The 12,865-nt window shown below is 31.9% G+C and carries 12 protein-coding genes; 7 read left to right on the top strand and 5 right to left on the bottom strand.

Annotation, left to right across the window (positions count from 1 at the left end; genetic code table 11):
• Positions 1 to 57 precede the first annotated feature (57 nt).
• Both BT107_RS07720 and BT107_RS07715 read right to left on the bottom strand, forming a co-directional pair.
• Entirely contained in the window at positions 58 to 2,550 is a 2,493-nt protein-coding gene (locus BT107_RS07720) for an Hsp70 family protein (RefSeq protein WP_072303213.1), read from the bottom strand.
• A gap of 6 nt (positions 2,551 to 2,556) precedes the next feature.
• Complete coding sequence (locus tag BT107_RS07715; RefSeq protein WP_072303212.1) at positions 2,557 to 2,850, bottom strand: hypothetical protein; 294 nt, start codon at positions 2,848 to 2,850, stop codon at positions 2,557 to 2,559.
• 74 nt (positions 2,851 to 2,924) lie between these two features.
• Here BT107_RS07715 and radC point away from each other — a divergent pair, with 74 nt between their 5' ends.
• The 6 genes from radC to BT107_RS07685 are packed head-to-tail and all read left to right on the top strand — an operon-like array spanning position 2,925 to position 8,461.
• Complete coding sequence (gene radC / locus BT107_RS07710; RefSeq protein WP_072303211.1) at positions 2,925 to 3,623, top strand: RadC family protein; 699 nt, start codon at positions 2,925 to 2,927, stop codon at positions 3,621 to 3,623.
• 48 nt (positions 3,624 to 3,671) lie between these two features.
• The gene (locus BT107_RS07705; protein WP_072303210.1) at positions 3,672 to 4,967 is read left to right on the top strand and encodes a polysaccharide deacetylase family protein; all 1,296 of its coding nucleotides are present in this window, start codon (positions 3,672 to 3,674) and stop codon (positions 4,965 to 4,967) included.
• A complete protein-coding gene (locus BT107_RS07700; RefSeq protein WP_072303209.1) occupies positions 4,960 to 5,649 on the top strand; it encodes a YjjG family noncanonical pyrimidine nucleotidase in 690 nt (229 codons plus the stop codon). Before BT107_RS07705 ends, BT107_RS07700 begins: the two co-directional genes overlap by 8 nt.
• A gap of 38 nt (positions 5,650 to 5,687) precedes the next feature.
• Positions 5,688 to 6,239, top strand: a complete 552-nt coding sequence (locus tag BT107_RS07695) for a hypothetical protein (RefSeq protein WP_072303208.1) — start codon at positions 5,688 to 5,690, stop codon at positions 6,237 to 6,239.
• Entirely contained in the window at positions 6,236 to 7,663 is a 1,428-nt protein-coding gene (locus BT107_RS07690) for a DUF5723 family protein (RefSeq protein ID WP_072303207.1), read from the top strand. The genes BT107_RS07695 and BT107_RS07690 overlap by 4 nt, the downstream gene beginning before the upstream one ends.
• 9 nt (positions 7,664 to 7,672) lie before the next feature.
• Positions 7,673 to 8,461, top strand: a complete 789-nt coding sequence (locus BT107_RS07685; RefSeq protein WP_072303206.1) for a hypothetical protein — start codon at positions 7,673 to 7,675, stop codon at positions 8,459 to 8,461.
• Here the strand turns inward: BT107_RS07685 and BT107_RS07680 are convergent.
• Entirely contained in the window at positions 8,458 to 9,735 is a 1,278-nt protein-coding gene (locus tag BT107_RS07680; RefSeq protein WP_072303205.1) for a replication-associated recombination protein A, read from the bottom strand. The genes BT107_RS07685 and BT107_RS07680 overlap by 4 nt on opposite strands.
• 89 nt (positions 9,736 to 9,824) lie before the next feature.
• Between BT107_RS07680 and BT107_RS07675 the strand changes: the two genes are divergently transcribed.
• The gene (locus BT107_RS07675; RefSeq protein WP_072303204.1) at positions 9,825 to 10,571 is read left to right on the top strand and encodes a rhomboid family intramembrane serine protease; all 747 of its coding nucleotides are present in this window, start codon (positions 9,825 to 9,827) and stop codon (positions 10,569 to 10,571) included.
• A 3-nt stretch (positions 10,572 to 10,574) separates the two neighbouring features.
• Here the strand turns inward: BT107_RS07675 and rlmB are convergent, their stop codons facing one another.
• Together rlmB and BT107_RS07665 are read right to left on the bottom strand one after the other, a co-directional pair.
• Positions 10,575 to 11,312 (bottom strand): 23S rRNA (guanosine(2251)-2'-O)-methyltransferase RlmB, encoded by a 738-nt coding sequence (gene rlmB, locus BT107_RS07670; protein WP_072303203.1) that lies wholly within the window; start codon positions 11,310 to 11,312, stop codon positions 10,575 to 10,577.
• A 72-nt stretch (positions 11,313 to 11,384) separates the two neighbouring features.
• Positions 11,385 to 12,857: a SusD/RagB family nutrient-binding outer membrane lipoprotein gene (locus BT107_RS07665; RefSeq protein WP_072303202.1), complete on the bottom strand. Its 1,473-nt coding sequence runs from the start codon at positions 12,855 to 12,857 to the stop codon at positions 11,385 to 11,387.
• Between the last annotated feature and the right edge of the window lie 8 nt (positions 12,858 to 12,865).

Here is a 12,865-nt window from a genome sequence, read left to right as displayed (position 1 = left end):
CAAAAAAAAGCGACTAAATTTATTTAGTCGCTTTTTTGCTTTGTACTATTATCAAGATTAACTTAAGCCAGTCTTGTCCTGATTGCCAAAAGATGTTTTTGGTTTTTCATTAGGTAACATATTAGCAAGCTGGTAAACAATTTGTTTTACTACATTGTATTGTCTGTTTTCTAAAGCCTTATCGCCTTCAGCAATTAACATAGCAGCTTTATTCTTATCTGGATAGTTATCTAATGTTTTGTAGTGTATATAAGGGCCAATAAAGTTTGTGTCATCAGCAGTAAACATAGCATTTCTAATTGCGTTTAATTCTTCAATTTTAGAGCGTATTAAATATTTGTTACCAGAGTTTATAAAAGCTTTTTCGTTAGCAATAACCTTATTAAATTGATCTTGGTAGTATTCGCTATTTGTAGTACTTAAATGATGTTTTACGGCTAATACTTCAGATTTGTATTCAGATATATCATTATCTAAATCTTTATGTCTAGTAAGTAAATCGTACTGTTGTATTAAGCTTCTTTTTTGATTGTCTATTTTAAATTTAGCATCTGTAACGTCATTATCTACTAAAAGACTAAGCTCTATTTGTAATTCTATTAAAGCGTGTTCTATGGTTTTAAATTTTTGCAGCAGCTCGTAATTATCTGTATTGTCTTTTTTTGCAAGTTCTCGTTCTATTTTGTTGGTAACTACTCTTATTTCGTTTTCCATTTTAGAGCTGCTAATATATCTTTCCGTGGGTTTAAAAGTGTTGCTAAATTCTTGGTCACAACTACTTAAAAATACATCTACAGCTATATCTCTAGATTCAGAAACTGAAATATTTAGCTCTATGTCTGTACCTTTTATTAGATCTTGTTCTAATTCTTTTCCAGAAATTTCTATGTAGCCAATAGATAGGCCAGAACTTGGTAGTCCGTTACCATCGCCTTCTACAATATTAATCTGCAACTTATCATCACTACCTAAGAGAATAGTTTTAGAGGCCGATTTGTACAATGTTTTTTTAAGAGGTAAAACTGTATTTTTATTAAAAATAGATTCTAATCTTGTTACATTGTATTGTACATCATCTATTTCTAAACAAATATCATTAGGTAGCAATTGACCTTGAATATTATATTTTCCTTGATTAATGTGTATTGTATCGTTTGTGTAAATTATAGTTTGATTGTTGTCAAATATTTTTAAACTAAATGTATTTACTTGCCCTTGTAGTAAATCTACAAAAATGTTAATTCCATTTTCCAGAGCAACAAGACCGGTGTCAAAACCACCATCTTTTCTGGTAATTCTGTAATAACCGTTTATGTTTTTATTAATAGCAACCGCAATTAACTCTTCTAAATCTTTGGTGTTTTTCTCATAAATTAAATCCACGATAAGCTCTGTGTCTGTTGCTTTTTCTGCTTTAATTGTATTGTTTTCTGGTTCAGAAGGCTTAAGATTAGATAATTTAGAACCTGCGTAATAAGCAGCGCCAATACCAACCGCTGCTGTAGGGTCTACACTAGTATCTATAGGTATTGCCAAGTTTTTTTCTACTTGCTCTCTAACATAAGGTATAAGTGTGCTGCCACCAACCATTATAATTTTTTCTATATCAGCACTTGTAAGATTGTTAGAGTCAAGTATTTTTTTAGAGAAGTTAATAGTATGCTCTACTAAGGGAGCAAGTAAATTATTAAAATCAGCTCTTGTAACTTCAATACTTGTGTAAATATCTTTTTCTGCGTAATCTATGTCTATTTCTGTAGCATCAAACCTAGAGAGTTCTTTTTTAGTTTCTTCGGCTCTAAATAAAAGCTCAAAGTATAATTTCTGTAACGGATTATTAGGTTCTTTAAACTGATCCCAAAGCTTAGTTTCGTTTAAAATTGGCTCTAATTTAGGAATTAAGAGTTTCTCTATAATTAGATTGTCTATGTCCATACCACCTAAAAAATTGTCGCCCTCGTTATCTAAGACGTTCATTTCTCTTTCGTTTATTTGCAATAGAGCAACATCAAAAGTTCCGCCACCAAAGTCATAAATAAGCCATTTTTTAGTTTCGTTTAACTCAAGGTTATTTTTATTAGCAAAAGCTAAACTGGCAGCAATAGGTTCTTGTAAAAGATATACTTCTTTAAAGCCAGCTTCTTGACCAGCTGTTTTTGTAGCGTTAGATTGTACGGTGTCAAAAGAAGAAGGTATTGTTATAACAGCCTCTTCTATCTGTTCGCCAGTATGTATAAAGTTTTTAAGTTCTTTTAATACATAAGCGCTAAGTTCTACAGGAGACACGTGCTTGTCTATGCTTTTTGCAAAGTAACGGTCTGTGGTTCCCATTTTTCGTTTAAAACAAGTAAAAACATTTAAAGGGTCTTTCTCTAATAAATCTCTGGCTTTATCACCAACTAATATTCTACTACCTCTAAAGGCAACAGCAGACGCTAGTGTTTGTTTTTGCCCTATTGGATTTTTAAAAACCTCATGTACTCCATTTTCATACTTTGCTATTAAACTGTTAGTAGTTCCTAAATCTATTCCAAAATTAACTGTCTTCATATTTTCTTATTCTACTATAGCTACACCTCTTTGTATAATTATAACTTCAGTTCCTTCTTTCTTATAAATTATAGGTTTTAAAACCTTTGTAATTTTAGATTTAGGTCCTAAGTCCTTCATTAAGGTAGCATCAATATCTGTTCTTAATTCAGAGAATTTTTCACCTATTGGATTTTTTATAAAAAAACCTTGTTCTTCAATCTCATGAAACAAACGTTTTAAGTTCCTATCAAATAAAGTAATCTCGTTTTTAATACTTTTTTGTTCAATTTCATAAAGTTGATTAAGAATTTCCTTCATTTTAATAGCTGTTTATAGATGTAACGTTTTTAAGATGAAATACGTATGTAAGTAAAGATTATTATCTTTAACAAATGCAAAACCAACCAAACTCCTTTTCAATTAAAAATTGGTCTAATGATGATAAGCCTAGAGAAAAATTAGTGCAAAAGGGAAAAGCTGTTTTATCTGATGCAGAACTTGTTGCAATTTTAATAGGTTCTGGTAGCAGAGACGAGAGTGCAGTAGAATTATCTAAACGTATTTTAGCATCTGTAAATAACAACTTAAACCAGTTAGGAAAACTATCTATTGGCCAGCTTATGCAGTTTAAGGGCATTGGAGAAGCAAAAGCAGTAACCATAGCAGCTGCTCTAGAAATGGGAAGACGTAGAAGGGGAGAAGAGGTTGCTAAAATAGAAAAGATTGGGAGTAGTAAGGATGTGTTTAATTTGTTGCAACCCATCTTAGGAGAATTACCACACGAAGAGTTTTGGATTGTGTACCTTAACAATTCTAACAAAGTATTGCACCAAGCACAATTAAGTAAAGGTGGTATTACAGGAACTCTAGTAGATGTTCGTTTAGTTTTAAAACAAGCATTAGAAATAGGAGCAATAGGTTTAATTTTGGCGCACAATCATCCGTCAGGAGGGTTAAATCCTAGTGCTGCAGATAAACAAATAACACAGAAGCTTAAAACAGCAGCACAAGCTTTAGATATGAAAGTTTTAGACCATATTATCATTACTCAAAGAGAATATTTTAGCTTTGCAGATGATAATTTGCTTTAGTTAGTTGTTTTACTACTTAAATAAATATATAAAAACATAAACCCCAGAATGTTACTAATTTATACACATAAAATAACGCCTCGTTTCACGTATATAATGAAACATCTTTTTGGTAAAATTCTAGGTATAGAAGTTACTTTAACGACCAAGGTAGAAGATTTTATTAAGCATTCTGAGGCAAAAATTACATATAGTAAACAACCGTTACAAAACGAGTTTTTTATACGTAGTAACGATTTGTTGTATCAGCAAGGAATAAGCGATTTAGAGATTAATATTAGCGATTGGGATGGAACTCCCTGTTTTTTTGCTACTGGGGAACGTAGTAATATCCCTTTTGATGTTTTTGCAGCCAGTTTTTATCTTATTTCTAGGTACGAGGAATATTTACCACACGTAAAAGATGCTCACGGTAGATATCCTGTAAAAGAGAGTTTAGCGTACAAATATAAATTTTTAGAGAAGCCGGTAGTAGATATCTGGATGTATAAACTTTTAGCTGCTTTATTAGAACAATTTCCAGATTTAGAACATAAAAGGCAAACATATAAATATACATCTGTAATAGATGTTACAACATCTCACTGTTACGCACACCGAGGTCTTTTGCGTAGTGCTGGTGGTTTACTGTTAGATTTGGTTACCTTAAAGTTTAAACGCGTTTTTCAGAGAGTTTCTGTGTGGTTTAATCCTAAAAAAGATCCTTACAATAATTTTGATCATCTAATAAGTTTACATAAAAAGAATAATGTAAAGAGTATGTTCTTTTTTCAGTTTGCAGACTATTCTACTTTTGATAAAAACGTGTCTACAAGCAATAATAAATTTAGATACTTAATAAAATCGGTAGCAGACTATAGTGTTGTTTCTTTAGCAGCATCTTACAATTCTTTTTCTAACATAGAAATACTTAAAGAAGAAAAAAGAAAGCTAGGAGCTGTGGTAAATAGACCTATTAAATATGTGCGTTTTAGATATAATAGAGTAGAGATACCTACAACTTATAAAGAGTTGGTAGATGCAGATTTTAGTGAAGATTTTACAATGGGTTACACACATTGTATTGGTTTTAGAGCAGGTACTTGTTCGCCATTTTCTTTTTATGATATTCATTTAGAGTCACAACAACCAATAAAAATACATCCATTTGCGGTGCATAATTATGCATTGGGTTCTTTAAAAAATGAGAAGCAAATTAGTATAAAGTTAGATTCGGTTTACCAGGAGCTAAAAAAAGTTAACGGTAAATTAATTACTATTTTTTCTAATGAGTTGCTTGGTAAAAAGCAGCGAATTAATTGGATGAGAGTTTACGAAAATGTTATAAAAAAATACAATGTATAAAGAATTAATTACCGATGTTTTTTTTGATTTAGATCATACGCTTTGGGATTTTGAAAAGAATTCTGCTTTGACTTTTACAAAAATTTTAGAAGAAAATAAGATAGGAGTAAAGGTTGAAGATTTTTTAACAGCCTATATTCCCATCAACCATCAATATTGGAAGCTTTTTAGAGAAGAAAAAATATCTAAAGAAGACCTGCGTTTTCAACGTTTACGGACTACATTTAAGACTATAGATTATAATGCAACCGATAAAGAAATTAATTTGTTGGCAGCAGAGTATATAAATCACCTGTCTTCATTTAATCATTTATTTCCTAGTGCAATAGAAATTTTAGAACATTTAAAGCCTAATTATAAATTGCATATTATCACTAATGGTTTTCAGGATGTACAGAATAAAAAAATAAGAAATTCTAAAATAGATAATTATTTTGATGTAATTGTAGATTCTGAAATGGCAGGAGTTAAAAAGCCAAATCCATATATTTTTGAGCTTGCTCTGCAAAAAGCAAATACTAAAGCAGATAAATCGTTAATGATTGGAGATAGTTTAGAGGCAGATATTTTAGGAGCTAAGTTAGTAGGCTTACACGCTTTACATTTTAATGCTCATCAAGAGCCAACACATAATCATTGCGCTATAATTAACTCTTTAGATGAAATAAAAAACTATTTATAGAGTTATTTAATTACGCATATTAACACAACCATTTGATAATGAAGATCCCCCACTATTTATTTAGTGTTCTATTTCTATGTCTATCTCTTGTGTCTTGTATAGAAGAACAAGACTTTGATCAGGCTGATGATATTGTGATAGAGCCAACTTTAGAAGCCAGTATATTTTATTTTGAAACTACAGAAGATGTAATAAACAGTAATCCTGATCCAGCTGGGTTTTATACAAACGATTTTAATTTTGATGCTTTTAAAGACGATTACTTTTCGGATAATGTCATAGAAGGATCAATTTTTTATCAACTAGAAAATACAACGAGTAAACCTGTAATCGTAACTATAGAACTAATAGACGATGGTGGTAATGTGCTAGATACTACAGTACTAAATATAGGAGCAGAGGCTGTTAATACTACAGATGTAGAGGTATTTTACGGAGGTACAAGTGCAAGGCCCCTAGATATTATTAGAAACACGTCTGCATTACGTCTTTCTGCGCAGAATCTTGGAGATGACACAAGCATATCTAGTAAAGCTAATCCCAAACTAATTTTTAGGTCAAGTGCTAATTTTAAAATTAGTGTAAGATGATAAATAGGTTTTTTATAATACTACTTTTTGTGTGTACGTTTTTAGGTTACGCTCAGAATAAGCAGCTTATGTACGATTTTAAGGAGGTGCCACAATCTATTCTTTTAAATCCAGGTATAGAAACAGGCTTAGGAATGTATGTTGGCGTTCCTTTACTTTCTGGAACATCTTTTCAGGCAGGTTCTAGTGGCGCATCTGTAAACGATTTTTTTGCTAACGACGGCTTGGATATAAACGATAAAATTAGAGAGCGTGCTCTTTATGGTATGAAACCTACAGATGAACTTAGTGGTTCGTTTCAAGTAGAAATATTAAATGTAGGATTCAGAAGTAAAAAAAATCCAGATAATTTTTATTCTTTTGGTATTTATACAGAGGGTGATGCTATTGGGTATTGGTTTAAGGATTATGCTATTCTAGGTTTTGAGGGGAATGCAAATAGACTAAACCAAAGATTTAATTTGTCTCATCTTAAAACAAGAGGGGAAATGGTAAACGTTTTTCATTTTGGAATAAATAAGAGGGTAGATCGTAATCTTATTGTAGGAGCAAGAGCTAAATTGTATTCAGGTATTTTTTCATTTAGATCTACAAAAAATGAAGGATATTTTGTTACTACACCAGGAGAAAATAATTTATTGGCATCTACTTTAGTTGCAGATATGGAGTTGCAAACCTCTGGTTTAAATAGTATAAAAGATGCTAATGATAATGGTACTGGTGTTGGCAGTTTGTTAGCTAAAAGGGGTATGTTAGGTGGCGATTTAGGGGTAGGAGTAGACTTAGGTTTTACTTACCAATTAAACAGAAATACAACAATAACAGGTAGTATTTTAGATTTAGGTTTTATATCTCATTCTAACGACGTTAAAAATTATACTTTAAAGGGACAGGCAACTGTAGAAGGTGTTCAGGTAATTTTACCAGACGCATTGGCAGATCCATCTCAAGATTTTTGGCAGAATTTAATTGATGATGTAGATGGACTTATACCGTACGAAGAAAATAATAAATCTTATATAACTTTTAGACCTACAAAGCTTTATGGATCTATACGCTACAATTTTGGAGAGCAAAATAGAAGTGTGCAAGATTGCGATTGTAAAGCAGGTGGTAGTAAAGGTAGTTTAGGTTTTCCTAATGCTGTTGGCGGACAGCTTTATGTAATTAACAGACCTCGTGGACCACAAACAGCAGTTACAGCATTTTATCAAAGAAATTTTGGTAAAGCGGTAAGTTTAAAAACGACATATACTGTAGATAAATTTTCGGCTACTAATGTAGGCTTTGGAGCAAACTTAAACATAGGGCCTGTAAATATCTATGCTATGGCAGATAACTTAATTGGCTATAAAAACGTGGCGGCTTCACAGTACGCATCTTTTCAGTTAGGAATTAATGTTATATCTTGGGGCAAAAATTAAGTTAGTCCTATGAAAAAGTTTCTTTTTAGCGCAATTTTTATGTGTTCGTTTTTCCTTTCAGCACAAAATTTTAATGAATACAAATATATTATTGTTCCTAAAAAATTTAATGCTTTTAAAGAAGCAGACCAATACAGAACAAGTGCTTTAATTAAATTTTTATTTACAAAAAAGGGATACACTGTTGTTTATGATGATGACTTGCCACAGGACTTAAAATCTAACAGATGCCTAGGTTTATTAGTAGACTTAAAAGATGAGTCTAGTATGTTTACAACAAAGGCTGGTTTGCTATTAAAAGATTGTAATTCGGATCAGGTATTTGAAACAAAATTAGCAAAAAGCAAACAAAAAGAATATCAAAAATCTTATAGCGAGGCAATTAGAAATGCTTTTAAATCTTTTGATACAATAAGTTACACTTATCAGCCAAAAGAAGAGGAAAAACAAAATGCAGCTCCTGTTGTTGTAAGCTTTAAGAACGATGTTAATAAGGTAGAAGAAAAAGAAGTAGTTTCTGCTTCAGAAGAAAAACAAGAGCAAACTAGCAGTACAGCTAAAGCAGAGGTTGTTGCTGCTTCAAGTGTGTTATATGCACAAGAAATTCCAAATGGTTTTCAGTTAGTAGATAGTACTCCTAAAATTGAATATAAAATATACAAAACTACAGTTCAAGATTATTATATAGCTACAAACAATGCATTAAATGGTGTTGTTATAAATAAAGCTGGTACATGGTTTTTTGAATATTACCAAGGAGATAAGCTAATGTCTAAAGAATTACAAATTAAATTCTAAAGCTCGTACTTATCTTTCCATCTGTTTTTTAAGAATTCTTTAATGGTTCTTTCTCGGCTGTTATTTCCTGGGACATAGAAAGATGTTCCAGTAATTTCATCAGGCAAGAACTCTGCTGCTACAAAATTATTTTCATAGTTATGTGCGTATTGGTAATCTTTACCGTAACCTATGTCTTTCATTAATTTAGTTGGTGCATTGCGTAAGGCTATTGGCACAGGTAAATCCCCTGTTTGCTTAACTACTTGTTGTGCTTTGCCAATTGCTGCGTAGCTAGCATTACTTTTTGCAGAAGTTGCTAAATAAATAGCACATTGACTAAGTATAATACGAGCTTCTGGATAACCAATTGTTGTAACTGCTTGGAAAGTAGTGTTTGCCATAACCAAAGCAGTTGGGTTTGCATTACCAATGTCTTCCGATGCAGCAATAAGCATTCTACGAGCAATAAACTTTACGTCTTCACCACCTTCTATCATACGTGCCAACCAGTATACGGCTCCGTTAGGATCGCTACCACGAATAGATTTTATAAAGGCAGATATAATATCGTAATGTTGTTCACCAGTTTTATCATATAAAACAGTGTTTTTTTGTACTTTACTTAGTACTAGATCGTTTGTAACAACTACACTTTCTGAGTTTTCAGAATTAATTACAAGCTCAAAAATGTTTAATAATTTTCTACCATCGCCACCAGAAAGTCTAAGTAAGGCTTCGGTTTCTTTAAGTTCTATTTTTTTACTTTGTAGTAACTTATCCTGTCTTATAGCACGTTCTAATAGCATAACCAAATCGTGCTTGTCAAAAGGATTTAAAATATAAACCTGACATCTACTTAAAAGTGCAGGTATTACTTCAAAACTTGGATTTTCTGTAGTTGCGCCAATTAATGTAACCCATCCTTTTTCTACAGCCGCTAATAAAGAGTCTTGCTGAGACTTACTAAACCTATGAATTTCATCTATAAATAAAATAGGATTCTTAGTAGTGAATAGTCCGCCACCTTTTTTAGCTTTCTCAATAACTTCTCTAACATCCTTAACACCACTACTAATTGCACTAAGCGTGTAGAACGGCCTATCTATTTCATTTGCAATAATGGTAGCTAAAGTTGTTTTTCCGGTACCAGGAGGTCCCCAAAGAATTAAAGAAGGTAGTATTCCTCTTTTTATTTGGTGCGTTAGTGTGCCATTTTCTCCAACTAAGTGGGTCTGACTCACATATTCTGATAATGATTTTGGTCTTACTCTTTCTGCTAACGGCTCGTTCATAATGTAAAAATAAAAATAATCTAAATGACAATTTAGCAGATTTATATTTTTTGGCTAAATCATTGCGTTATTATAGTAAATTAGTGTTAATGATAAACAATAATTACTTTAAATTCTCATATTCGGTTCTACTTGTTCCAATAATAGCTGTACTTATAATTTGGACAGTGTTTTTGGTAGAAATACAATGCAAAGTCAATTTTAATAATTATGGAGTGTATCCTAGAACTTTAAGTGGTTTAAAAGGAATTTTATTTAGTCCTTTTATACATGGGTCTTTAAAACATTTATATAGCAACACTTTACCATTAGCTATTTTAAGTACTGCATTGGTTTATTTTTATAAACCAGTAGCTTTTAAAGTGCTATTTTATGGAACACTTTTATCTGGCCTAATTACCTGGTTAATTGGTAGGCCGTCTTACCATATAGGCGTTAGTGGCGTAATATACTTATTAGCAAGCTTTATTTTTTTTAAAGGCGTATTTGCTAAACACTACAGATTAATTGCTTTGTCTTTATTTGTTGTGTTTGTTTATGGTAGTATGCTTTGGTACATTCTTCCTATAAAAGACGGAATTTCTTGGGAGGGACATTTAGGTGGATTTCTTACAGGATTATTTTTTGCTTATTTTTTAAAAGCTGATATACCTAAACCTAAAAAATACGCTTGGGAAGAAGATAATTATAATGAAGAAGCAGATGAGTTTTTAAGTCATTTTGATGAAAATGGTAATTTTATTGAATCTAAACCAGAAGAAAACCCTGATTTAGATACCAATACTACAATAGATGTAACCTATACTTATCATTATAAAAAAGCAGAGGAAGAGTAGGGCTTATCCTAATCTTTGTCTAACAGCTTCGTATAAAAACACACCACAAGCTACAGATACGTTTAGAGATTCAATATCTCCTAATAAAGGTAATTTAGCCGTGTGGTCTGCTGCTTTTAAGATTGATGGCGAAATACCAATATCTTCAGAACCCATAATAATAGCACAGGATTCTTTAAAAGAAACATCGTAAATAGTATCAGTTGTTTTTTCTGATGCAGCAATAATTTTTACTCCAGATGCTTGTAAATAATGTACAGCATCTTTTAGGTGATTTACTTTAGCAATAGGAACTTTAAATGCAGCTCCGGCAGATGTTTTAATTGTATCTGCAGTTACAGGAGCAGCTCCTTTTTTCTGAATAATAATACCATCTACACCAGTACATTCTGCAGTTCTAATAATTGCACCAAAATTACGAACATCAGATAATTGATCCAATAAAAGGAACAATGGTTTTTCTTTTGTAGCAATTACACTTTCTACTAATTCTTCAAAATTGTAAAATGTAATAGGAGATATGTTGGCAACTACACCTTGGTGATTACTTCTTGTTAACCTGTTTAACTTTTCTACAGGAACATAAGAAATATTAATTCCTTTTTTTCTAGCTAAATTTTCTAATTCCTTAAAAAGATCACCTTTTAATCCTTTTTGAACAAAAATTTTATCTAAAGCTTCATTGGCGTTAATAGCTTCTATTATAGCTCTAATACCATAAATTTGGGTAGTTTTTTCCATTTGGCAAAGGTATAAAAAAAACCTGCGGAAATATCCGCAGGTTTAAATATTAAATAATATAAAAATCAATTTTTATTGATCCCACCATACTTTACTGTCATTATTATCAGTTGCAGGACTTAAATTACTTACACCGCTACTGTAGCTAGTTCCATTTAAACTAATTTCAGATGTAGGATATAAGTATCTAGTTGCTATTTCTCCAGATGAATTTAGAGGGTCAGGAGAGGCTGTTAAAATAGGGAAGTCTGTTCTTCTCCATTCTGACCAAGCTTCAAAACCTTCAGGGTATAATGCAACCCATTTTTCTTCTCCAATTACTTGTGCCATAGAGGTACTTGTAGCATCACTAACTCTAGCAGCAGCAAAAGCAGCAGCATCAGCAGTTATGTCTACACCATAATGAGAAGATAAAGTTTCATAAGATTTTTGAATACCCATATCTAACATAGTCGCAGCGTCTTCTGTAGTCCAACCTAAATTAGCAGCATCTGCTCTGTTAAGGTAAGTATAAGAAGCAGTCATCCAAGCTGCAGGTGCACCTGCATCAGAAATATTAGAAGACATTTTAGCAGTAATAATACCAGAAGGATTGTTTTCCAATCCATATGGGTATCCTTCTAATGTTGCATCATCAGCAAATATTTGTAATCTACTATCAGGATTAGTAGATGAAAAATCACCACCATCTCCCTGTAAAGCATTTACAAAAAATTCAGAAAGTGCATAATCTGCAGCTCTAAAGCCGGAATAAGGGTTTTCAAACGTTGAAGCATTTAAATGTGTAAACCAAGCTTCGTCTTGTACAGTTTCTATTACTCCTGCAGCATTACTCAAAGCACTATTAAATTCTGTAGCAGCAAATTCTGATACTCCAGGGTATTTGTTAGATAATTGAATTGATAATGATAAAATGCTAGAGTTTGCAAATTTTTTCCATTTACTAACATCTCCATCGTAAATTAAATCCCCAGTAGGACCTACTTCTGTTGCATCTAATAAATCTCTTCCAACTTTTAATTCATTAATTAAATCTTTATATATAAATTCTTGAGTATCATATTTTGGAGATTGAATTTCAGGATTTAAAGCTTCAGTATAAGGAATATCTCCGTAAGAGTCAGTAACTCTTCTAAAGATTATCGCCTTCATTATTTTAGCTAAACCTAATTGGTTATTAGCAGATCCATTTAGCAAAAAAGAAACAGAAGTACTAATTTCTGGATCATTTGCTTGATTAACTATTTCTTGTAGATTAGAAAGAGTTTGTACATAAAAGCTAGTCCAGGTATATGGAGTTTCTCCATATCTAGATTCATCCTGATATGCAGGCTGAGATTGGTATTGAACATATAGAGTAGGTACAGACTTATATTGTCTACCTCCTGTAGTTGCAAGCCTTCTCTGTGCAGCTGCTAGTAGTGCGCCTGAGTTGTATTCAATTGGACCATTAACGTTTTCATCTGTATCACCGAAATCAACGGTATCACAACTATACGCCCCAAAAATTAGTAAGGCTGATAGTATAATTTTAAATTTTTTCATAATATTCT

This window comes from Cellulophaga fucicola, from assembly GCF_900119145.1.
Classification (GTDB): Bacteria; Bacteroidota; Bacteroidia; order Flavobacteriales; family Flavobacteriaceae; genus Cellulophaga; species Cellulophaga fucicola.
This window is presented reverse-complemented; position numbering and strand designations above follow the sequence as displayed.

Coding starts and splice junctions, on each gene's coding strand:
- BT107_RS07665 (WP_072303202.1), bottom strand. CDS start 12,857: ATGAAAAAATTTAAAATTATACTATCAGCCTTACTAATTTTTGGGGCG.
- BT107_RS07705 (WP_072303210.1), top strand. CDS start 3,672: ATGTTACTAATTTATACACATAAAATAACGCCTCGTTTCACGTATATA.
- BT107_RS07690 (WP_072303207.1), top strand. CDS start 6,236: ATGATAAATAGGTTTTTTATAATACTACTTTTTGTGTGTACGTTTTTA.
- rlmB (WP_072303203.1), bottom strand. CDS start 11,312: ATGGAAAAAACTACCCAAATTTATGGTATTAGAGCTATAATAGAAGCT.
- BT107_RS07715 (WP_072303212.1), bottom strand. CDS start 2,850: ATGAAGGAAATTCTTAATCAACTTTATGAAATTGAACAAAAAAGTATT.
- radC (WP_072303211.1), top strand. CDS start 2,925: ATGCAAAACCAACCAAACTCCTTTTCAATTAAAAATTGGTCTAATGAT.
- BT107_RS07700 (WP_072303209.1), top strand. CDS start 4,960: ATGTATAAAGAATTAATTACCGATGTTTTTTTTGATTTAGATCATACG.
- BT107_RS07720 (WP_072303213.1), bottom strand. CDS start 2,550: ATGAAGACAGTTAATTTTGGAATAGATTTAGGAACTACTAACAGTTTA.
- BT107_RS07695 (WP_072303208.1), top strand. CDS start 5,688: ATGAAGATCCCCCACTATTTATTTAGTGTTCTATTTCTATGTCTATCT.
- BT107_RS07675 (WP_072303204.1), top strand. CDS start 9,825: ATGATAAACAATAATTACTTTAAATTCTCATATTCGGTTCTACTTGTT.
- BT107_RS07680 (WP_072303205.1), bottom strand. CDS start 9,735: ATGAACGAGCCGTTAGCAGAAAGAGTAAGACCAAAATCATTATCAGAA.
- BT107_RS07685 (WP_072303206.1), top strand. CDS start 7,673: ATGAAAAAGTTTCTTTTTAGCGCAATTTTTATGTGTTCGTTTTTCCTT.